The sequence below is a fragment of the Arthrobacter sp. D3-18 genome, assembly GCF_054408525.1.
Map to the genome: position 1 here is coordinate 3,411,256 of NZ_CP096440.1, position 19,928 is coordinate 3,431,183.

Consider the following 19,928-nt stretch of genomic DNA (forward strand, 5'->3'; position numbering starts at 1 on the left):
GCATCACAATGACCCGGTGGCTGGAGGAGCAAGCCCGGGTCCGCGAGCGCAGGGGCTTGGTGCGAAGTCCGCTGGTGCGCGGAGTGACGGACCGGATGATTGATCTGGCCAGCAACGACTATCTCGGCTTGGCCACGGATGCCAGGCTCGCCAAAGCCGCAAAGGAAGCCATCACGAAGTGGGGCACGGGCGCTACGTCATCGAGGTTAGTGGCGGGCACCACCGAGCTTCACATGGAGTTGGAGCACGAACTCGCTGAGCTGACGGGAATGGACGCAGCGTTGGTCTTTTCCTCCGGTTACCTCGCGAATCTTGGAGTCACAACGGCTTTGGGCGGTCCAGGTACGTTGATTGTGGCCGACGAGCAATGCCATGCCTCGTTGATCGACGGCTTCCGGTTGAGCCGCTCCGAAGTGAAGAATTTCAGGCACAACGATGTGCAGGACGCAGCGGACAAACTGGCCGACCGCACCCAGCCACGGGCCCTCATCGTTGTGGAGTCCATTTATAGCGTAGGCGGGGATGCGGCACCGCTAATGGAACTCCTGGAGTTGGCGGAAGCACACGACGCCATGCTTCTGGTTGACGAAGCCCACAGCCTGGGTGTCTCGGGCTCGGGGCCCAGGGCCGGGCACGGCACCGTAGCAGGGACCAGGTTGGCCGGACATCCCAACGTCATCGTCACCGCCACCCTTTCCAAGGCACTCGGCAGCCAAGGCGGCGCTGTCCTTGGCTCACTGTTACTCAGGGAGCACCTGGTCAACCGGGCCAGAAGCTACGTCTTCGACACCGCATTGGCTCCCCCTGCGGCAGCAGCCGCGCTCGCGGCCATTGGCGTCATCAGGGATGAGCCGTGGCGTGCCGAATCAGTCCACCACAATGCAGCCGCGTTGGCCGCCGGACTGCAAGCTGCGTACGGAAGGCTCGGCACCGCCGTCGACTATTCCCTGGGAGCAGTCCAGTCCATTCGCACGCCGTCCGCCGAAGCTGCCCTCGCGGCCGGCAAAGCAGCATACGAGGCTGGCATCCGTGTGGGGTGTTTCCGTCCACCGTCCGTCCCGGATGGGGTGTCGCGGCTTCGTCTCACGGCGCGCGCCACCCTCACACCGGCGGACATCGAGCAAGCCTGCGCAACGTTGCGCAGCATCCTGCAGAGAACATCATGAAACTGCCTCCCGTCATTCTGGTCACCGGTACCGATACCGGCGTCGGCAAGACCATCGCGTCGGCCGCCATCACGGCCGCACTTCATGCACGTGGCCGAACGGTTGCCGTTTACAAACCGTGCCAGAGCGGGAATGCGCTGGGTGATTCAGATTGCGCCGAGGTGGCACGGTTGGCCGGTCCGGTGACGTCGGAAGCCGGAATCGTTCTCGAAGAGCCCATGGCACCCGTCCCTGCCGCAGCACTGGACGAGGTCACGTTGCCGTCGCTCGCCGCCCACGACGGCCGGATCCGTGAGCTGACCGCCAGACACGACCATGTGCTGGTGGAAGGCGCAGGCGGCTTGCTGGTGGAGTTGGACCACGACGGCGGCACGCTGGCTGATCTCGGCACGCACCTTGGAGGCATGGCTGGATTTGCCGTGGTGGCCAGGCCGGCGTTGGGCACGTTGAACCATACGGCGCTTACCCTGGAGGCCTTGGACGCCCGGACCCTGCCGGTGGTGGGGGTAGTCCTCGGGAGCTGGCCGGCAACTCCAGGTGCCGTGGAGCTCAGCAACCGGGCGACTCTGAGGAGTTGGCCTGTCCCATTCCTGGGTGCCGTTCCTGCCGACGCCTCCCGACTGGATCCGGCCGATTTCCGCTCTCATGCATCCGAGTGGCTTGAAGGGTTGCCGGTATGAGCGCGGCGTTGTCTGCTGTAGCTGGACTTCCCGGGACCGGCCGCTGTCCTTACCGGGTCTTGCGGAACCCCGACACTGTGCGGGAAGTGCTGCACAGGCCCCAGGACTTCAGCCCGGCCAATGCCCTGCTGGCGGTAACTCCCTTGAGCGGACAGGCGCTGCGCATATTGCAGAAGGCCCGGTTTGCGCTGCCGCCGATCCTTGCGAGCAACGATACCGAGACCCATGCAGGGATTCGAAAAGTGGTGGCTGGCTTCTTCACCCCGGCAAGAGTGGCGGCCATGGAGCCCCGTATTCGCGGCCTGGCCCGGGAATCGGCAGCCCGCGCCGCGCAGCGCCTGGCCTCGGAGGGCAGCGTGGACTTGGTGCAGGCCGTCGCCGCAAATCCTCCGGCGGTCATCATGCTGGAAATGTTGGGGCTGCCCGTGCGTGACCTGCCCGTGTTGAAGGCTTGGAGCCTGGACTCGCTGGAGCTGTTCTGGGGTTGGCCCGATGCTGACCGGCAACTCGAATTGGCACACAGCGCTGCGGATTTTTACCGCTGGTTGAGGGAACTGGTTGTGGAGTTTGTGGCATCCTCGGACACCAACCTCTTCAACGCGCTGGCTCGCCACGGGCTGAGCACAGCGGAGATCTGCTCTCTGGGCTATTTCCTCCTGATCGCCGGGCAAGAGACCACTACCCAACTCATCAGCACCACGCTGTTCCGGCTGGCCGAAGGCTCCCGGGGTATCTCGTGGAGCGAGGCAGCAACCGCTCTAAAGGCACGCGACCTGGTCCGGCACGTCCTTGCAACCGAGTCCTCCGTCCCCACATGGCGGCGTGTTGCAATGCAGGACACCTTTTTGGACGGACGAGCCGTCGCGGCCGGCGAGGAGCTGCTGCTGGAATTGACCGGAAACCACGGATTCCCCTGGACCGAATCAGCGGGGGCGGAACCAGGAGACTCCGAGGCTTCCGGCCGTTCGGGACCGACACCCTACGGCCTGGCGTTCGGCTCCGGGATCCACCGCTGCCTCGGCGCCAAACTCGCGGAACTGGAGGCCGCCGTCGTCGTTCACGAAACAGCAGCGGCCCTTAAAGGAATCCGGCTGCAGGATTCAAATCCGGACTGGATCCGGCTACTGTCCTTCCAGGCCCCCCGAACAGTGGTGGTGGAGCCTGGGTAGGCTGGATGTATGGCCGAAAGCCGGGACCTTCTGACGCGGGAGCAGCGCAGCCGCAACATGTCCAAAATCCGTGGGAAGAACACGAAACCTGAGTTGCTGGTCCGCAGGCTCCTGCATGCGAAAGGCTACCGGTACCGGCTGCACGGAAAAGCCGGAACGGCGAAACTACCGGGTAGCCCGGACCTGGTGTTCGCGGGGCGTCGCAAGGTCATTTTCGTCAATGGCTGCTTCTGGCATTTCCATGATTGCAAGGCAGGGCAGCACGCCCCGGCAGCGAACGCGGAATTCTGGGAAGCCAAGAGAACGCGAACCCGCGAAAGGGACGCGCTGCAGCGGAAGCAGTTGGAGGCTGCCGGGTGGGAGGTGCTCACGGTGTGGGAGTGCCAGCTGAAGGACAGGTCCATGCTCGAGGACCGGCTTACGGAATTTCTGGAATCAGCTGTGGACGAAGGCGCAACGGTGGACTAAGGCGTGGTGGTGCTGGTCGGTGCGGACTCCAGGGATCGATCTGTGACAGACGTTTGGGAGCTCTGCTGCCAAAGGGCAAAGGCAGCCGACCCACCAATGCCCAGCAGCACAGTCATGCAGACCACGATGATGAGCATGAGGCCCGGTGACGGGCGAGCACCACTTTCCATGTTGTTTCCCGTTCCCCTGGTTCAGCCTGGCAACGCCCGGATCTGCTTTTCACTACTTTGTGGGGCGGGGATCAAGAGTGGCTCTGAGTCCGCTCAAGATTGGATCAATCTTTGGCTATATGGCGCTGTGGAAGTTCCACTGGTCCTACTGTTGAATCGTGAATCTATTGTTTGGAGGCGGGAGGGGTTTGGTGTCTGAGTATGAAGAATGCACCGACGCCCTGGTGGATCCCACCGTCCTCACCGAACTCCAAGCTGAACTCGGCGGCGACCCAACCATCATCAGCACCTTCGTCGGCAACTACGTGGAGCTTCTGCCGTGGCGCGTGGACCGGCTTCATCATGCCCTGGAAAAGCTTGACATTGAAGACGCCATGGATGCGGTCCTAAGCCTGAAGACATCCAGCCACATGGTGGGTGCCATCTGCATGAGTCGATTGGCCACGGAGCTGGAGATCAGCATCAGGCTCCTGCCCAACGCAGCCCACTTGGACGAGCTCCGCCCGCTGGTCAATGAAATCGAGCACTTCGTCCCGGCGACGATCCGGGAGCTGGGAACCCCGCTTTTGTAAAAATCTTCACGTTAGTGAAGAGAAAACCATTGACTCGCTAAAGATCTTCACTATAGTTGTGTGAGTTAGCTCACCAACGAAGGATGCGGCAATGACAACCGAGACTCCTGCTCCACCAGCCACCAGCGAACTGCTGGCAACTGTGGGAAACAAGGTGCGCACCATGCGCAAGGCAAAGGGCATGACCCTCGCCCAACTCTCGGACATCACCGGCCTCAGCCAAGCGATCGTCAGCCAAATCGAACGCGGCATGGCCAACCCTTCCTTCACCACGTTGGCCCAGCTGGCCCACGGCCTGGACATCCCCGTAGGGAGATTCTTCATCGGCCAGGACGAATCAAAGTCCCCCGTGGTCCGCAGATCCGATCGACGCAACCTTAAGAACGTCACCCGCGAATCCGTGGGCGAAGCAGTGCACGAGCTGCTCACCCCGAACCGCGATGGAAGCATCGAAGCGCAGTGGATCAGTACGCCCCCAGGGCACGACACCAGCGACACCCCCTTTACCCACAGCGGTGAAGAGTTCTGCTACATCATCTCCGGCCGTAAGGACGTCTATTTGGACGGCGTCTGCTACAGCCTTGAAGAGGGCGACTCCATCACCTACTCCTCAGAGATCCCCCACTGGTACAAGAACAGCTACGAAGAGGTATGCGTAGCCATTTGGGTCAACGCACCACACGCGTGGTAGCCACGCCGCCCCCATACGGCGCCAGCGTTTTCCCTTAACTGTCCGGACACGAAACCGTGGCCGCTGACAATCCTTGCCACTTTCGCATCAAACGCCTCCTCCAACAGGCGTTCCTGCGTCATACCCTCCCACGCCCTAATGGGCGTCAGCGTAAGGACACTTCCATGCTCCACAGCACAACGACGGACAACGTAGTCCCGTCACCTAATACCAGCCACTCATCCCCCGTAAAGAACACCAAGTTCACCCCCGAAGTCCGTAAAGGCTTACTCGGGCTAGGCCTGGGCAACGCCCTGGAATGGTACGACTGGATGGTCTTCGGCCTTCTGTCCGCCTTCATCGGCCCTAATTTCTTCCCCAATACCGATCCGCTCTCGGCGACGCTGAACGCGTTGGCCGTGTTCGCCGTCGGGTTCGCCTTCCGCCCCTTGGGCGGCATCCTCCTCGGAACCCTGGCAGACCGGATCGGCCGACGCCGCGTGATGCTGCTCTCCATCATGTTGATGGCCGGCACCACCCTGATCATCGCCGTCACGCCGAGCTATGAGACGATCGGCCCCGCAGCGGGCATCATTTTGGTGGTATGCCGCGTCCTGCAAGGTATCTCCACCGGCATCGAAGCGCCGCTGTCCACCTCGCACGCTGTGGAACTCGCACCTGCTGGCCGCGAGGGCTACGTAGCCGGCATCATGTCCTTTTACGTCAACATCGGGATCTTGCTCGCCTCGCTCATCAGCTTCCTGTGCAGCCTCGTCCTAGGCGGCGCAGCAATGGCCGAATGGGGCTGGCGCGTACCCTTCATCATCGGAGCCCTCTTCGGATTCGTGGTTCTCTACCTCCGCCGTTCCCTGCCAGAAACCCTCAAAGCCGAGGAAATGGCCACCAATACTCCCCGCGCAGTCTGGTCCGGAGTCCGTAAGCACTGGCTGTCCGTCCTTGCCATCATCTTCGTGGTGGGTGCAGCACAGGCCTACAACTACGCTTGGAACGTTGGCCTCCCCAGCGCAGCACGCAGCGGGTTCAAAGAAGACCCCACCGCAGTCTTCGCCCTCACCACCATCCTGGGCGTCATCTTGGTGGTTGGCAGCTGGATCATCGGCAAGCTGGCCGACGGCAAGGCAATGTCCAAGTGGTTCCTGGTCACCCGCATCCTCGCCATTCCTTCCGTGTTCCTCATGCTCATGTACGTCCAGCCCGGCATCGGTGGCTTCGCAGCTGTCCTCCTGGGTGGTTCGATCGTCCTGGTTTTGAACATGACCCTCTACAACGTGGTCAGCTCGTCCCTGATGCCCAAGAACATCCGCGGCACAGGCGTGGCCCTGGGCTACGGCGTCGGTGTGGCGCTCTTCGGCGGTACAGCCTCCTATCTCCTGGTCTGGCTTCAATCGCTGAACCTCACCTGGGTTTTCCCGGTCTACGTGGCCATCCTCTCCATTCTCAGCATCGTTTTCTATCTCGCCGCTCGCCGTTCCAACGGCATCTTCGTCGGAAAGTAAGGACTCACCATGAACTCGCTTGAACTCAGCACTACGACGGCGGACCTCACCGCCCCGGTCATCTCACGTTCCGACGTCCTGGTAGTGGGCGGTGGCCCCGCAGGCGTGGCTGCTGCGGTTACCGCGGCCCGCTCCGGGGCCAAGGTCACTCTGCTGGAACGCTACTCATCGTTGGGCGGTCTGGCCTCCGGCGGCATGGTCCTGGTGTTGGACGACATGATCAACGGCCAGGAAATCACCGTCACGGGCATCGTCTCCGAATACGTCGAGCGCCTACAGAAACTTGGCCTCGCAATCGTCCCGCCAGCTGATGACCGTAAGACCTCCGAGGAACTCTGGAACAAGTGGGGCCGGTTCGGAACTTTCGACTTCCACTCCCACACCAATCCCAAGCCCATCTGCTACGCAGCCGCCTTCGATCCCGATGGCTGGAAGCGCGTCTCCAACGACCTCGTCCGCGAGGCCGGCGTGGACCTCCGCCTGCACTCTTGGTTCTCCCGCCCCATCGTGGACAACGGCATCATCAAGGGTGTCATCTGCGAAACGAAACTGGGCCCGCAGGCCTTCATGGCCGACGTCGTGATCGACACCACCGGCGACATCGACGTCGCTTCCCGTGCCGGTGCCAGCTACGCCAAGGACAACTACCTCACCACGCTCGTGTTCCGCCTTGGCAACGTGGATACCAATGCCGCAGAAGCTTTCGAACAAGCCAACCCGAAGGAAGCTCGCGCCATCAACCGCAAGATCAAGCGGCTCCTTGGTGGCGCCTGGGAACTGTGGTGGCTCAAGACTCCCATCGACGGCGTGGTCTGGTGCAACGCCCCGCACATGTCAGGCTTCGACGGCGTGGACCCTGCCGACATGACCGCGGCCGAGTTTGCAGCCCGGGATCGTATCTCCGAGGCCGTGGACTACGTCCGCGCCCACCTCCCCGGCTTCCAAAACTGCTACATGCTGGACGTCGCATCCCAGATGGGTGTCCGCCAGACCCGTCTTCTGGAAGGTGAATACGTCATGACCAAGGACGACGTCACCCAACGCCGCCACTTCGAGGACACCGTGGCACGAGGCCGTGACTACTACTACCCGTACCGCTCCCTGCTGCCCAAAGAAGTGGACCAGCTCCTGGTGGCCGGCCGGCACTACTCCGCCACACCGGAAGCGCAGAAAATGTCCCGCGAGATCCCGCCCTGCATGGCAATGGGCCAAGCCGTCGGCGTCGCCGCAGCCCTCGCCGTCGAGAACAACCTCCTTGTCCGCGACGTCTCCGCACTGGACATCCAGCAGGGCATGCGCCGCCACGGAGCAGACCCCGGAGACGTCCCGTCGTCGAACGCCACCGTCAACGAAACCGCGGCGGTGCCGGCATGAGCATTGTGACTTTGGAACAGGCAGAAGGCACGACGGCGGCACTCACCAACGCGGACCCGGCAACTACCCCGCTCCCCCTGGACGGCATCAAGATCGTGGACTTCACCCAAGTGTTCATGGGCCCTTCCTGCACGCAACTGCTGGGCGATTACGGCGCGGACATCATCAAAGTGGAACGACCGGGCGCCGGGGACATTTCCCGCAACTCGTTCCCGGACCAGGACGGCCAGGACAACCCGATCTTCCTGTCCATCAACCGAAACAAACGCAGTGTCTCCGTAGACACGCGCACCGCCGAAGGCCGTGAGGTGCTGCACCGCCTCATGGCTGATGCTGACGTAGTGGTCAGCAACTTCCGCTCCGGCGTCATGGAGCGCATGGGCTTCGGCTACGAAGAACTCAAGGCCAGCAACCCTGGGATCATCTGGGCCTCGGGCACCGGCTTTGGACCTGCCGGCCCTTACTCACACAAAGGGGGCCAGGACGCGATCGCCCAGGCCTACTCCGGTGTGATGTGGCGGCGGGAGTCCGAGGACTCCAAACCGTCCATCTACCCCACAACGCTCTGTGATTACATCACCGGCATGCACCTCATGCAAGGCATCCTGCTGGCACTGCGCACGCGTGAAACCTCGGGCATCGGCCAAAAGGTGGAAGTGACCATGTACGACTCCATGTTGCACCTGCAGATGCAGGAGGCGTGCATGCAGCTCAACCGCGGCTACGAGGTCAACTGGGGTGCCATGCCGCTGAGCGGTGTCTTCGAAACCACCGACGGCGCCGTCTGCATGGTGGGTGGCTTCACCCCGGACCCGTTGGCCCGCATTTCCGAGGCCCTAGGCCTGGATGAAGACCTCACCCAGCGCCCCGAGTTCTGCAACCTGGAGCAACAGTTCAAGAACAAGCCGGCTTTGCAGGCGATCTTCCATGAGCGCATCGCCACAAATTCCACTGAGTACTGGACTCACCAACTTGAGGAGCAAGGGCTGCTCAACGCTCCGGTTCACACACTGGAACAAGCTCTGGCCGATGCCCAGACGGAGGCCAACGGCATGATCGTGGAAGCGGAACACCCCGCTGTAGGTACCATCCGTATGTTGAACGCACCCATCCGGCTTTCGGCCACCCCTCCGACGATCCGCCGTGCTGCTCCGCGTCTCGGCGAGCACAACGTGGAGGTGCTGTTGGAAAACGGCTTCGATGAGGAAACCATCGAGCGCCTGCAGCAGTTGGGAGTCCTGCGATGACCGCTTTCGTACAAGAGCGCGTTGACACTGTCACCCTCACCATTGAGAACCATGTGGCGACCGTGGTCATTGACCGCCAGCACGTGCTCAACGCCGTAGACAACCAGGCCCAGGGCCGGCTCAATGGGATCTGGGCCCAGCTGGAGAACGATCCCTCGGTACGTGTCGTGGTGATTACAGGTGCCGGGTCCCGGGCGTTCTCCGTTGGCGCAGACATGTCTGCCTCAGCCGTGGATAAGACCGGCCTGGAGTACTGGGCCAGTCTGGACCCCAATGGCTTCGGCGGCCTGAGCCTGCGCACCACCCTCAATATCCCAGTGATAGCCCGCGTCAACGGCTACGCCCTCGGCGGCGGGATGGAGATGGTGCTCGGCGCAGACATCGTGGTGGCCGCCGATACAGCGAGGTTCGGTTTGACCGAGCCCCGCGTTGGGCGGTTGGCGCTCGACGGCGGCATCCACCAGTTGGTGCGGCGGATCCCGCATACGCAGGCCATGGGCATGTTGTTGACCGGACGGAAAGCCGACGCGACGGAAATGCAGTCGATGGGACTCGTCAACGAGGTAGTTCCGGCCGAAGAGCTCGACGCCGCGGTGCAGCGTTGGGTGGACCAGATCCTTGCCTGCGCGCCCACGTCAGTCAAGGCAGTAAAGCAGATGGTCACGCAAACTTCGCACCTGACGCCCCAGGAGGCCCGGGGCCTGCGCTTGCCAGCCCTGATGGCTGCCCTGGACAGCGAAGACTCAGCCGAAGGCGTGCGTGCTTTCCAGGAAAAGCGCCAGCCAGTGTGGCCGGGCCTCTAATGCCAGTCATCACTTCGAATGAATACAAGGAGACACAGATGCAGCCATCAGTTGCGCTCGAATCCCTTCGCCGTGAGTCCTTGCCCGGAGGCGTTTGGGGCGTCGTTGCCACACCCTTCCAGGGCAGCACTTTGGATGTGGATCTGGACAGCTTGGCCGAGCTCGTGGAGCACTACGAGTCCATTGGCGCCACTGGGCTAACCGTCCTTGGCGTCTTTGGCGAAGCAGCAGCCCTCACACCTGACGAACGCCGCGATGTCTTGGAAACCGTGGTCGAGTGCCCTTCGCTTCCGCTGGTGGTGGGTGTGACCGCTTTGGCCACGCGGCCGGCCATTGAGGAAGTCCTGGCAGCTCAAGAAGTGGCCGGCAGCCGTCTCGCGGCTGTGATGGTGCAGGCCAACTCTGCCAGGGCGGAGACCGTCATTGCGCACCTGGATGCCATTCAACGCACTACCGGCGCCAAAATCGTCCTCCAGGATTATCCGCTGGCCAGCGGTGTCAGCATCGCGACGTCGGCGCTGATTTCTGTTGTCATTGCCTGCGAGTCCGTCATTGCCGTCAAGGCTGAGGCGCCGCCCACCAGCGTCGCGATCGCAGAACTGAGTGCCGCCGTCGGGGTGTCTGTTTTTGGCGGTCTCGGCGGGCAGGGACTGCTGGACGAACTCATGGCCGGCGCGGCGGGAGCCATGACGGGTTTCTCGTACCCCGAAGCACTGATCGCCTGTGTCCGGGCATGGCACCAGGACGGCTACGAGGCCGCCCATCGCGAGCTGCTGCCATACCTGCCGCTCATCAATTTCGAGCAGCAGGCCAAGGTGGCGTTAGCCATCCGCAAGGAGTGCCTGCGCGAGCGCGGACTCATCAAGGACTCCGGTGTCCGGGTACCGGCAGCGGGTTTCCCCGAGAACCTTCGGAACAGCATGGAGATTCATCTCCGCGAAGCAGCCGTGGCGCTGGAAACCGCGAAAACAACAGTGAAGACAACTGCAGGGAGCTTCTAATGGACCTCGGAATCGCCGGCAAGACAGCCTTAGTTGCTGCCTCCACGGGCGGGCTGGGCTTGGCCGTTGCCCGTGCTCTCGCAGCTGAGGGCGTCCGGGTAGCGATCGTGGGCCGTCGCAGGGACCGCGCCAAGGAGATCGTCGAAGAACTGCAGGCTGCGTACGGAAGCGGTTCGCTCGGTGCCACCGGCTTCGATGCCGTGGCCATCGAGGCTGATCTAACAACCCCCGAGGGCATCGAGTCAGCCGTGGAACAGACCGTCGCGGACCTCGGGCCCATTGACATCCTGGTCCTGAACGGTCCCGGCCCCAAACCCGGCGCCGCTGCGACCCTGGGCTCCGACGACATCGCGGCGGCGTTCGATCTGCTGGTCAAGCCGCACCATGCCCTGGTCACGCACGTCCTTCCCGGCATGCGGGAACGGCGTTGGGGTCGCATCCTGGCCATCGGGTCCAGCGGTGTGACAGCCCCGCTGCCCAATTTGGCAGTGTCCAACACCGGACGCGCCGCACTTGCCGGGTACCTCAAGACACTCGCGGCTGAAGTCGCTCTGGACGAGGTCACCGTGAACCTGCTGCTGCCCGGAAGGATCGCCACTGACCGGGTGACGCAGCTGGACCATGCTGCCGCCAAACGACGCGGCACCACACTGGAAGACATTCAGCTCGAGTCCCGCAAGACCATCCCCGCCCGCCGCTATGGAGAAGCCGCCGAGTTCGGTGCGGCTGCCGCCTTCCTGTGCAGCGCGCCGGCGTCGTACATCACCGGAGTCGCACTCAGGTGCGACGGCGGCCTGATCCGCAGCCTCTAAACCCCGCTACTTTCAAAGGAAACACCATGACGTCCATAGCCTTGGAAACCGCCACCACCAACGACACCGAAACGAGCACCGCCCAACACCTCATCAACGGCAAGTGGCTGGGCGAAGCCGACACTCAGCGGATGAACCCGGCCAGGCCCGGGGAACTCGCCGCCCTCTCCCCCAGCGGCACAGCTCACGACGTTGACGCAGCCATCACGGCAGCCGCAGCAGCGCAGCCGGGCTGGGCTGCCATGCCTGCGCCATCGCGTGGCGCCGTCCTCATCGCTGCCGGGAACCTGCTGATCGAGCGGCAGGCCGCCATCGCCGAGGACTTGGTCCGCGAAGAAGGCAAGACACTGGCCGAGGCCAAGGGCGAAGTGAAACGTGCCTCGGACGTCCTTCATTTCTTCGGCTCGCTCGGTTGGGCAGCCACCGGTGAGGTCCTGCCCAGCGGCCTGCCGGACACCACCATCACCACGCGCCGCGAACCGCTGGGCGTCATTGGGCTCATCACTCCGTGGAACTTCCCCATCGCCATCCCGGCATGGAAGACCGCCCCGGCGCTGATCAGCGGCAACACCGTGGTCATCAAGCCGGCGGAGCTCACACCATTGTCCGCCACGCACCTGGCTCGTGCCCTGCAGGATGCCGGGCTTCCGGCCGGAGTGTTCAACGTGGTGCACGGCAAGGGACGCGTGGTGGGCGATGCTCTAGCCCGTGATCCGCGCATCGCTGGCCTTTCCTTCACCGGCTCCACCAACGTGGGCCTGGGACTGCAGGAAATCCTGAACGCTCGTCGCGCCCGGGTCCAGTTGGAAATGGGCGGCAAGAACGGGGTTTTGGTCCTTGACGACGCGGACCCCCGCAAGGCTGCCCAGGTGGTGGCAGCAGGTGCATTCGGCCTCACCGGACAGGCATGCACAGCGACATCACGTGTCTACGTGACGCCGGGAATCCGCGCTGCCTTCACGGAAGCTTTGGTCGAGGAAGCCGCTGCCTACACCACCGGTGACGGCTCGGGAAGCGGCATGCGAATGGGTGCTGTGGTGAGCAGGCAGCAATTCGAACAGGACCAAGCCGCGGTGCGCACCGCCGTCGAACGCGGTGCCACCCTCCTTCACGGCAGCTACGACGGAGACCCGAACGGCCCGCTGTTCTTCCTGGCCGCGGTTCTCACGGACCTGCCGATGGACGATGCAGCGGTAACAGAGGAGATCTTTGGACCGGTAGTTACGGTACTTGAGGTGCCCGATTACGAGGCTGGATTGAATGCCATCAACGATTCCCGCTACGGCCTCACCGCCGGCATCTGCACGGACTCGTTGGCCCTCGCTACGGACTTCGCTGCCCGGGTGCAGGCGGGTGTGATTAAGGTAAACCGCCCCACCGCAGGCTTGGACCTTAACGTTCCCTTCGGTGGCGTGAAGGATTCATCCACCAACACGTTCCGCGAGCAAGGGAGGTCCGCTTTGGACTTCTACACATGGGGCAAAACCGTTTACACAGGGGTGTAGCGTGCCATGAGCTACGTGATCGCCCAGCCGTGTGTTGATGTGAAGGACAAGGCGTGCATCCAAGAATGTCCGGTGGATTGCATCTACGAGGGTGATCGCTCGCTTTACATCCATCCGTCAGAATGTGTGGACTGCGGCGCGTGCGATCCCGTGTGTCCCGTTGAAGCGATCTATTATGCAGAGGATGTCCCGGACGAATGGGCAGATTACGTTAGGGCCAACGTTGAGTTCTTCGAGGAACTGGGCTCACCGCAAGGTGCGGTCGGGCTAGGCAATTTGGGCCGCGACCATTCCGTCGTCGCTGCAGAGCCCCTGCGCGTCCGCTAACCCAAGTAGGCCGCAGTTAAGGCCGTTATGAGCGCTCATAACGGCCTCAACTGCGACCTACTTGGGTCTTTTTAGTTGTTGCTTGAGGGAGCCAGCCGGTAGCCAACCCCGCGGACCGTCTCAAGCCAGCGCGGCGCCTGGATGCTGTCGCCAAGTTTCTTGCGCAGGTTTCCCATGTGGACCTCAACGGCGCGCTCGTCTGCGTCGCTGACGTAACTGCCGACGTCGTACGGTTCATTACGGAGGCGACGCGCGAGGTCTGCCTTGGTCCGCACTATCCTTCCGGTCTCCAGCAAGGCGAGCAGGAGGTCGAACTCCGTGCGGGTCAGCTTGAGCTCTTTGCCGTTCAGGACCGCGGTGCGGGAACCGGCAGAAACGGCCAGCCCGTTGTGGCTCACTTCGGGATCCACTTCTTCCGGGACGCTCTTGGACTCCGACGACGCGCGGGGACGCCGCATCATGGCTTCAACACGGGCGCGCAATTCCCGGGGGCGGAAAGGCTTGGTGAGGTAATCGTCGCCGCCGGCTTCCAGACCCATGAGGGTGTCCAGCTCTTCGGCTCGGGCAGTCAACATAATGATGTAGGCGTCTGAGGATTTCCGAATCTGGCGTGCTACCTCAAAACCATCAATATCGGGGAGGCCGAGATCCAGCGTAATAACGTCCGGATTCAGCTCGCGGGCCGATGTAACACCTGCGGATCCCGTGGACGCAACATGTACATCAAATCCCGCCTGGGATAGAACTACGCGTACCAATTCGCGGATATCCTGGTCATCTTCAATGACCAGCCCCACACGTGCTTCACTCATCGCTGCCCCTCAGCCCCTTCGATAACCTCAGAAGTATATCCATTATGGTTAGGCTGATCTCATGAACCGACTTTCTTCCGCGTCTTTGGTGGATGTGCCATGACCCACCCTTCAACTTGGGATATTGGTGACAAGAAGAAATTGTTGGTTTTCAGGCGCTCTTTCCACGAACATACCCTGCGTATGCGCGTTGTCCTCAGCCAACTGCCGTTGTCTGTGTGTGTCTGTATTTCAGCCATCCTGGTTTGGCTGTATTTCCCCGCCACACTTGAGAATCCGCTGTTCCTCATTTTCCTGCTGAGTCAGGCACTCCTGCTTGCACTGTGCATCATTGTGCCGTGGCACCGGCTCCCCTTCGCCAGCTTCCTCAGCATCCCCATCCTGGACATGGTCTCCATCGGATTTGCCAGGGAAGGCGCGGTGGAATCCATCACCGGCCTCAGTGTCCTGGTGGTACTCCCGGTCATCTGGCTGTGTGCCTCAGGGTTGTACCCGAAGCTCGCCATTGTCATGTCCTTCCTGGGACCGTTGGGAATCGTCTGGGTTCCCCTGTTCGTGCGCGGAACCCTCAGTGAACAGGACTTCACCAAGCCGCTGCTGTTCCCCATCCTCATGCTGGGAATTGGAGTTTCCGTCAGCGTCCTGACGCTGAGCATGGTCCGCCAGCAGCGCGCCTTGGAAGAGAAGGACGAGGCACTCAAGGAAGCCTTGAGCGTCAGTACCAAGCAGGAACGGCTCCTCAACACCGTCATGGAAGCCCTGCCGCTGGGTGTGGTAGCTGTGGATGGCGATGGGCACGACATCCTCATGAACCGCCGGCAACGCCAAACACATGCCCTGGCAACTCCCCCGGGCAATGATGATCCCAACGAATCCCAATTGCTGATCTTCGACACTGACAGGACATCGCCGATGCCTGCGGACAGGCGACCGGTGCGTCGTGCCGTCTTGGGTGAAAGGTTCACGGACCAGTTGGTGTGGTTGGGCACGGGAAGCGAACAGCGAGCCTTCACCGCGAGCGCACGGCCCATGGTGGACGACGCCGGGAAGTTCGCCGGTTCGGTGGTGGTGTTCAGCGATGTCACGGACCTGGTGAACGCGCTGGCCGCCAAGGACGACTTCGTTGCCAATGTCTCCCACGAATTCCGTACCCCGTTGACGTCCATTCTTGGCTACGTCGAGCTCATCCTGGACGAGCCGGACGCCCTCAACGCCCGGGCACGCAAACAACTCGATATCGTCAGGCGCAATGCAGAGCGGCTGCTAACCCTCGTCTCAGATCTGCTGGCCGTGCGCTCGGGACAGATCGTCATTCAACCGCACTCAGTGGACGTGGCGGAGTTGGTGCGGGGCAGCGTCACCTCTGCAGAACCACGCGCAGCCAAGGCGGGCATCCGGTTGTCCGTGGACCTCCCGGATGCGCTGGAAGCCCACGTTGACTCATCGCGGATTGCGCAGGTGCTGGACAATCTGGTGTCCAATGCGATCAAGTACTCCCCCGACGGCGGGGATGTGGAGGTAGCTGCCTGGGAGGAGCAGGACTTTGTTTTTTGCCGGGTCACTGACACCGGAATGGGCATGAACGAAGAGGAACAGGCCGAGGCTTTCACCAAGTTCTTCCGCGCCGGCGGGGTACGCAAGAGTGCCATTCCCGGCGTCGGGCTGGGGTTGCCCATCAGCAAAGCCATTGTTGAAGCGCACGGCGGGACCATCACCTTGGAGAGTGTCCCCGGGCAGGGCACCACTTTTACGGTGAAGATGCCCGCCTGACCGTCAGCGCTTTACTGTCGCTGCGCCCTTCCCTGCATGTTCTGCATCCCGACGGCGTCCGAAGAGGAAGTAGCTGACGGGCCCGAAGAAGTTAATGAAAGAGACCGCACGCCAGATGGCCTTCTTGCCCCTGATCTGATCGTCCGGGGTCTTGCCGATGCTTCTCTGCGCAGCACCTAGCAGGGCCATATTCACCGCTCCACTTACCAACAGCATGATCCGTTGGCCTTTGGTCATATCGCGCCACGATTTCTTGCGGGCCATGATGCCTCCATCCGTGAAGATTTAGTTATCAGGCTAGTCCGACGCCGACCGGCCCGCCACCGCTTGGCGTACTACTTCGCCCCATGATTGTTCGGCCAGGTCAGCTACAGCGGCCAGAATTTCCGACGACGGCATGGACAGGTCCAGCGGATACTCCACGATGTCGATGTCCGTGTTGAGAATGCGGCGGAGCTTCATTTCCCCCGCCCCCGCATAGACGAGCCAAGCGGTGGGAACCCTCAAGGCCGTGCAGTACGCCAGCAGCTGGTAGTGGTCTGCGCTCAGGGAGGCACCGACGTCGGAGGCTGCTTGGTATTTTGAGTCATAGACCACCACGGGGCGGCCACCAAGGAAGTGGACGGCGTCCGGACGGACAGTCAGTCGATCAGAGTCCCTGACGGCCTCGTTGAGCAGCGCCCCGTAGTGGAGGCGCATCTCCCCCGGATGGGCGCTCATGGCGGACCTCAGCGCGGTTCCCACGAATTCTTCAAACACCTGGCCCATGTCCACCACGAAGGACGCGGTTTGATGCTTTCCCTCGCCCGCCTCGGCGGAGGCATTGCGCAGAATTACCTCGGACAGCCGCAGTACGGCGTGATACCTGAGGTTCATCCTGCTGGCCCGCCACGGCGGCAGCGGCGCTCCGGACTGAAGCCGGGTAACGGCGTCGAGCTTTCCCTTGAGCTGCCGCAAGCGACTCAGGACATCCGGCCGCACCCCGGGAACCTTTCCCATGCGCTCCAACGCAGCACGGAGAATGCGGTTCTCAGCAATGTCCTCCGTGAATTCGTCGTAGGAGACCTCCAGCGGCACCATCATTCCGGGACGCCGGGAAATCTGGTCCGAAATGCGGATGCGGCCCTTGACGGTTCGCAGGGACTCTTCCACGGTCAGGTAACCCTGCAGGACGCCACGGCTCAGGGCTTTATCTGCCAATTGAGCGAGGGATTCGGCCAGTGCACTCCACAAATCCGGGTGCTCCACGGCCTCCACGGAATGGTCACGGAAGCCTTGGTCCCCGGCGTAACTGAGCAGGAAGAGAAGCCGGCTGAGGCCAAGCCGATCCTTGGGGCGGACTTCAAGCTGCACTGTGGAGGTCCGGACTGAGCCCACCTTGCCAACGGGCTCAATCCTGTAAAGGCCCATGCCCATAGGCGACGCTTTGGCCAGGCCGCTGGTATTGATGAACGCAGCCGATTCGGGATCGAGTTTGTCCACCACCCCGCGGGAGAGCTCGTCCATGACGATATGCCGCGGCCCGGAGTTGACCCGCCCGGCAGAAGCAGGCGCCCGGCTGGCGCTGGCAGGCGCCCGCCCGGCGGAAGCTGGCGCCCGGCCCGGCCTGGGCGGGATGGATTTAGCGGGCTGCAAGACGTCCCAGCAACTGGTCAAGGCCGAAGCGTTCCTCAAGCTGCGCGCGGTTCAGCTGCCCGTGGTAGTGCTCCTCCAGCAACGGCATGAGCTCGTACTTCCAGATGCGACGTAGTCCTGTGGGGTTCTGCGCGGCGTTCTTCATGAAGTAGGACGGTCCGATCATCAGGTCCCTGTCCCAATCGTCGATCGCGTCGTTGAGCGCGTCCAGCAGGTCCGCGTTGAGGGTGTCCAGCCCTCGGGCTTCCAGGAAACGACGCAGCGTACCGCGGATCGGCTCCTCCTTGGGGTGCAGCTCGATGAAGGCAAACCGGCGGCGGATGGCGGCATCCATCATGGCAATGGAGCGGTCCGCGGTGTTCATGGTGCCGATGATGTAGAGGTTATCCGGCAGGCTGAAAGGCTCGTTGGGGCTGTACTGCAGGTAAATGCGATCGTCCCGGTACTCCAAAAGGAAATAGAGCTCACCGAAGACTTTGGCCAGGTTGGCGCGGTTCATTTCATCGATGATCAGGAAATACGGTTTGTGCGCATTCTCGGCCTTGGCGGCTTCCTCCGCTAGACGCCTCAACGGCCCGGCCACGAGTTTGAAGGACACCTGGCCATCATCGGTTTTGTCCGGCCGGTAGCCCTCGAAGAAGTCCTCGTAGGCATACGAGGGGTGGAACTGCACCAGCTTCACCCGTTCGTCGGTGTGGTCGCCGGCCAGCTCCGCGGCGAGGTGCTTGGCCAGGTAGGTCTTGCCGGTCCCCGGAGGACCGTACAGAACCAGTTGGCGGTTGTCTTCGAGCAGTTCCGCAATTTCCTTGAGCGGTTCGAGGTCCATGTGCAGGGACGCCGCGAACTCTTCCGTCAGGGGCCGGAAACCTTGCTGGACAACCTCGACGACGGTGGTGGGCGGAGCTTCGTCCTCACCATCGGTTTCGGCCTCCACCGGCAGCAGTTCCTGCAGGGCTTGGATCACCCTGGTGACGTCCACGATGATGCCAGGCGTGGAAAGCTGCCGCTGCGCATGACGGGGGAGCTCGGGGATGGCGTAACTGTCCTCGAACCAGCGGACCTTGCGGCGGATGCGGCGATTGTCCTCGTGGTGTTCAGGCTCGCCAAGAACCACGCCCACCCGTACCCGGCCGGCATGCTGATACAGCGTGAGGTCACCCGGTTTCATGACCGTCAGGAAAGCGAAAACAGCCGTCTTGGTGTCTTCGCGTTCCACGTAGCCCAGGTGCTTGTAATCCTCGTCCACGGCATGCTGAACCACGCCGGCCGTAACGCCCGCCGTGAGGGTACGCAGGTGCTCCACGTCCAGGGTGGCCTTTTCCTCGGCGACCCAGCTGGCCAAGAGGTCACCATTGTCATGATGGGTGCGCAGGAGCCAGGATCGACGGCCCGGATCCCCCACCTTGCGCCACTGACTCACCAGCTGGCGGGAATACCAGTCGATGCGCTGCCCGGCTTGCTCGTCCAAGTGGAGGCGGATGCGGTGAATGTCCGCGGTGATGTCCTCGTCCGTGTCACCTTTGGCACCGCCCACGAGTGAAGCGAAGGCGTCCCGGATCTCCTGGCGTTCAACATCGGCCACCACGGGCTCAAAGTAGCTCGGCCACACCAGGTACTCGATGCTGCGGCGAAGTGCGGGCTGATCCTCGGGCGTCGCTGCGGCGAGTTCGTGGAACTTCAACGGGTCCGCAAGCGCTTGGTTGATGGTGGCCGTACTTTGGCTGTCCACGTGGGCCACGAAACGGCACAGCCACTTCAAGTGGTCCCAAATGGTCCAGTTGAACTCGGCTGTGCGGTCCCGGATAACGCCGTGGTCCGTCATGCCCTCATAGAGTTCTTCCGGCAGCTCGATGGGCGGCTCAACCCAGGACGCCGCTTCCGCAACTCGAGCCCGCTTGACCCTGAGGGATTTGACCTCATGCGCGAGCGGCAGTGACTGCAGGAACAGCAGTTCCACGGCCAGCAGTTTGGCCTCCCGGGACGCGCCTTCCAGGTTCTGCCGAAGGTTGGTCATCATGGGAGCTTTTGAGTCCTCGACTCCGCGTTCGAGCCTTTCGAGAAGCTCTCCGGCCGCATCCGCCGTCCACGTCAACGTCCTGCCGTCCAGCGCCGAAGGTCTCCCGTGAAGCGCCGGACCGAGCACATACCAGGCTGCGTCCTCGATCTCCTTGGAGACTCCGGGGGCACGGTCAATGGCAGTTTTTACGGAGGGAATCACCATGCCAACTTA

General features: G+C 62.5%; 20 protein-coding genes. 15 read left to right on the plus strand and 5 right to left on the minus strand.

Features of this window, described 5'->3' with window-relative positions; genetic code table 11:
• Positions 1 to 8: 8 nt before the first annotated feature.
• Genes M1D89_RS17785 through M1D89_RS17800 form a run of 4 tightly spaced genes read left to right on the plus strand, consistent with a single transcriptional unit; the run spans position 9 to position 3,483 of the window.
• On the plus strand, positions 9 to 1,166 hold the full coding sequence (locus M1D89_RS17785; protein WP_498650987.1) for an 8-amino-7-oxononanoate synthase: 1,158 nt from the start codon (positions 9 to 11) through the stop codon (positions 1,164 to 1,166).
• Positions 1,163 to 1,846, plus strand: a complete 684-nt coding sequence (gene bioD, locus M1D89_RS17790) for a dethiobiotin synthase (protein WP_498645531.1) — start codon at positions 1,163 to 1,165, stop codon at positions 1,844 to 1,846. Before M1D89_RS17785 ends, bioD begins: the two co-directional genes overlap by 4 nt.
• A complete protein-coding gene (locus tag M1D89_RS17795; protein WP_498645532.1) occupies positions 1,843 to 3,015 on the plus strand; it encodes a cytochrome P450 family protein in 1,173 nt (390 codons plus the stop codon). Before bioD ends, M1D89_RS17795 begins: the two co-directional genes overlap by 4 nt.
• Positions 3,016 to 3,024: 9 nt before the next feature.
• The gene (locus M1D89_RS17800; protein WP_498645534.1) at positions 3,025 to 3,483 is read left to right on the plus strand and encodes a very short patch repair endonuclease; all 459 of its coding nucleotides are present in this window, start codon (positions 3,025 to 3,027) and stop codon (positions 3,481 to 3,483) included.
• Here the strand turns inward: M1D89_RS17800 and M1D89_RS17805 are convergent.
• Complete coding sequence (locus M1D89_RS17805; RefSeq protein ID WP_498645536.1) at positions 3,480 to 3,653, minus strand: hypothetical protein; 174 nt, start codon at positions 3,651 to 3,653, stop codon at positions 3,480 to 3,482. The two genes, M1D89_RS17800 and M1D89_RS17805, sit on opposite strands and share 4 nt — an antisense overlap.
• A 191-nt stretch (positions 3,654 to 3,844) precedes the next feature.
• On the opposite strand from M1D89_RS17805, the gene M1D89_RS17810 reads away from it, so the two are divergent.
• The 10 genes from M1D89_RS17810 to fdxA all read left to right on the plus strand — a co-directional run bounded on the left by M1D89_RS17810 (position 3,845) and on the right by fdxA (position 13,481).
• The gene (locus M1D89_RS17810; RefSeq protein WP_498645538.1) at positions 3,845 to 4,225 is read left to right on the plus strand and encodes an Hpt domain-containing protein; all 381 of its coding nucleotides are present in this window, start codon (positions 3,845 to 3,847) and stop codon (positions 4,223 to 4,225) included.
• Positions 4,226 to 4,316: 91 nt separating this feature from the next.
• Positions 4,317 to 4,916, plus strand: a complete 600-nt coding sequence (locus M1D89_RS17815; protein WP_420180356.1) for a helix-turn-helix domain-containing protein — start codon at positions 4,317 to 4,319, stop codon at positions 4,914 to 4,916.
• A gap of 164 nt (positions 4,917 to 5,080) precedes the next feature.
• Positions 5,081 to 6,412: an MFS transporter gene (locus M1D89_RS17820; protein ID WP_498645541.1), complete on the plus strand. Its 1,332-nt coding sequence runs from the start codon at positions 5,081 to 5,083 to the stop codon at positions 6,410 to 6,412.
• Between the two features lie 9 nt (positions 6,413 to 6,421).
• On the plus strand, positions 6,422 to 7,786 hold the full coding sequence (locus M1D89_RS17825) for an FAD-dependent oxidoreductase (protein WP_498645542.1): 1,365 nt from the start codon (positions 6,422 to 6,424) through the stop codon (positions 7,784 to 7,786).
• Positions 7,783 to 9,033 carry a CaiB/BaiF CoA transferase family protein gene (locus M1D89_RS17830; protein ID WP_498645544.1) on the plus strand — a complete coding sequence of 417 codons (1,251 nt, stop codon included), beginning with the start codon at positions 7,783 to 7,785 and terminating at the stop codon, positions 9,031 to 9,033. Before M1D89_RS17825 ends, M1D89_RS17830 begins: the two co-directional genes overlap by 4 nt.
• Complete coding sequence (locus M1D89_RS17835; protein ID WP_498645546.1) at positions 9,030 to 9,836, plus strand: enoyl-CoA hydratase-related protein; 807 nt, start codon at positions 9,030 to 9,032, stop codon at positions 9,834 to 9,836. The genes M1D89_RS17830 and M1D89_RS17835 overlap by 4 nt, the downstream gene beginning before the upstream one ends.
• A 38-nt stretch (positions 9,837 to 9,874) precedes the next feature.
• Entirely contained in the window at positions 9,875 to 10,837 is a 963-nt protein-coding gene (locus tag M1D89_RS17840; RefSeq protein ID WP_498645548.1) for a dihydrodipicolinate synthase family protein, read from the plus strand.
• Positions 10,837 to 11,649, plus strand: a complete 813-nt coding sequence (locus M1D89_RS17845; protein WP_498645550.1) for an SDR family oxidoreductase — start codon at positions 10,837 to 10,839, stop codon at positions 11,647 to 11,649. The genes M1D89_RS17840 and M1D89_RS17845 overlap by 1 nt, the downstream gene beginning before the upstream one ends.
• Before the next feature lie 26 nt (positions 11,650 to 11,675).
• On the plus strand, positions 11,676 to 13,154 hold the full coding sequence (locus M1D89_RS17850; RefSeq protein ID WP_498645551.1) for an aldehyde dehydrogenase family protein: 1,479 nt from the start codon (positions 11,676 to 11,678) through the stop codon (positions 13,152 to 13,154).
• A 6-nt stretch (positions 13,155 to 13,160) separates the two neighbouring features.
• Complete coding sequence (gene fdxA, locus M1D89_RS17855; protein ID WP_498645553.1) at positions 13,161 to 13,481, plus strand: ferredoxin; 321 nt, start codon at positions 13,161 to 13,163, stop codon at positions 13,479 to 13,481.
• 71 nt (positions 13,482 to 13,552) lie between these two features.
• On the opposite strand, the gene M1D89_RS17860 is transcribed toward fdxA, so the two are convergent.
• On the minus strand, positions 13,553 to 14,293 hold the full coding sequence (locus M1D89_RS17860) for a response regulator transcription factor (RefSeq protein WP_498645554.1): 741 nt from the start codon (positions 14,291 to 14,293) through the stop codon (positions 13,553 to 13,555).
• A 99-nt stretch (positions 14,294 to 14,392) separates the two neighbouring features.
• Here M1D89_RS17860 and M1D89_RS17865 point away from each other — a divergent pair, with 99 nt between their 5' ends.
• Complete coding sequence (locus tag M1D89_RS17865) at positions 14,393 to 16,063, plus strand: sensor histidine kinase (protein WP_498645556.1); 1,671 nt, start codon at positions 14,393 to 14,395, stop codon at positions 16,061 to 16,063.
• A 3-nt stretch (positions 16,064 to 16,066) separates the two neighbouring features.
• Here the strand turns inward: M1D89_RS17865 and M1D89_RS17870 are convergent, their stop codons facing one another.
• The 3 genes from M1D89_RS17870 to M1D89_RS17880 form a co-directional block, all read right to left on the minus strand.
• Positions 16,067 to 16,327: a PLD nuclease N-terminal domain-containing protein gene (locus M1D89_RS17870; RefSeq protein WP_498645558.1), complete on the minus strand. Its 261-nt coding sequence runs from the start codon at positions 16,325 to 16,327 to the stop codon at positions 16,067 to 16,069.
• Positions 16,328 to 16,360: 33 nt separating this feature from the next.
• On the minus strand, positions 16,361 to 17,569 hold the full coding sequence (locus M1D89_RS17875; RefSeq protein WP_498650988.1) for a 5-methylcytosine restriction system specificity protein McrC: 1,209 nt from the start codon (positions 17,567 to 17,569) through the stop codon (positions 16,361 to 16,363).
• A 115-nt stretch (positions 17,570 to 17,684) separates the two neighbouring features.
• Positions 17,685 to 19,919 (minus strand): McrB family protein, encoded by a 2,235-nt coding sequence (locus M1D89_RS17880; protein WP_498645560.1) that lies wholly within the window; start codon positions 19,917 to 19,919, stop codon positions 17,685 to 17,687.
• Positions 19,920 to 19,928 lie beyond the last annotated feature (9 nt).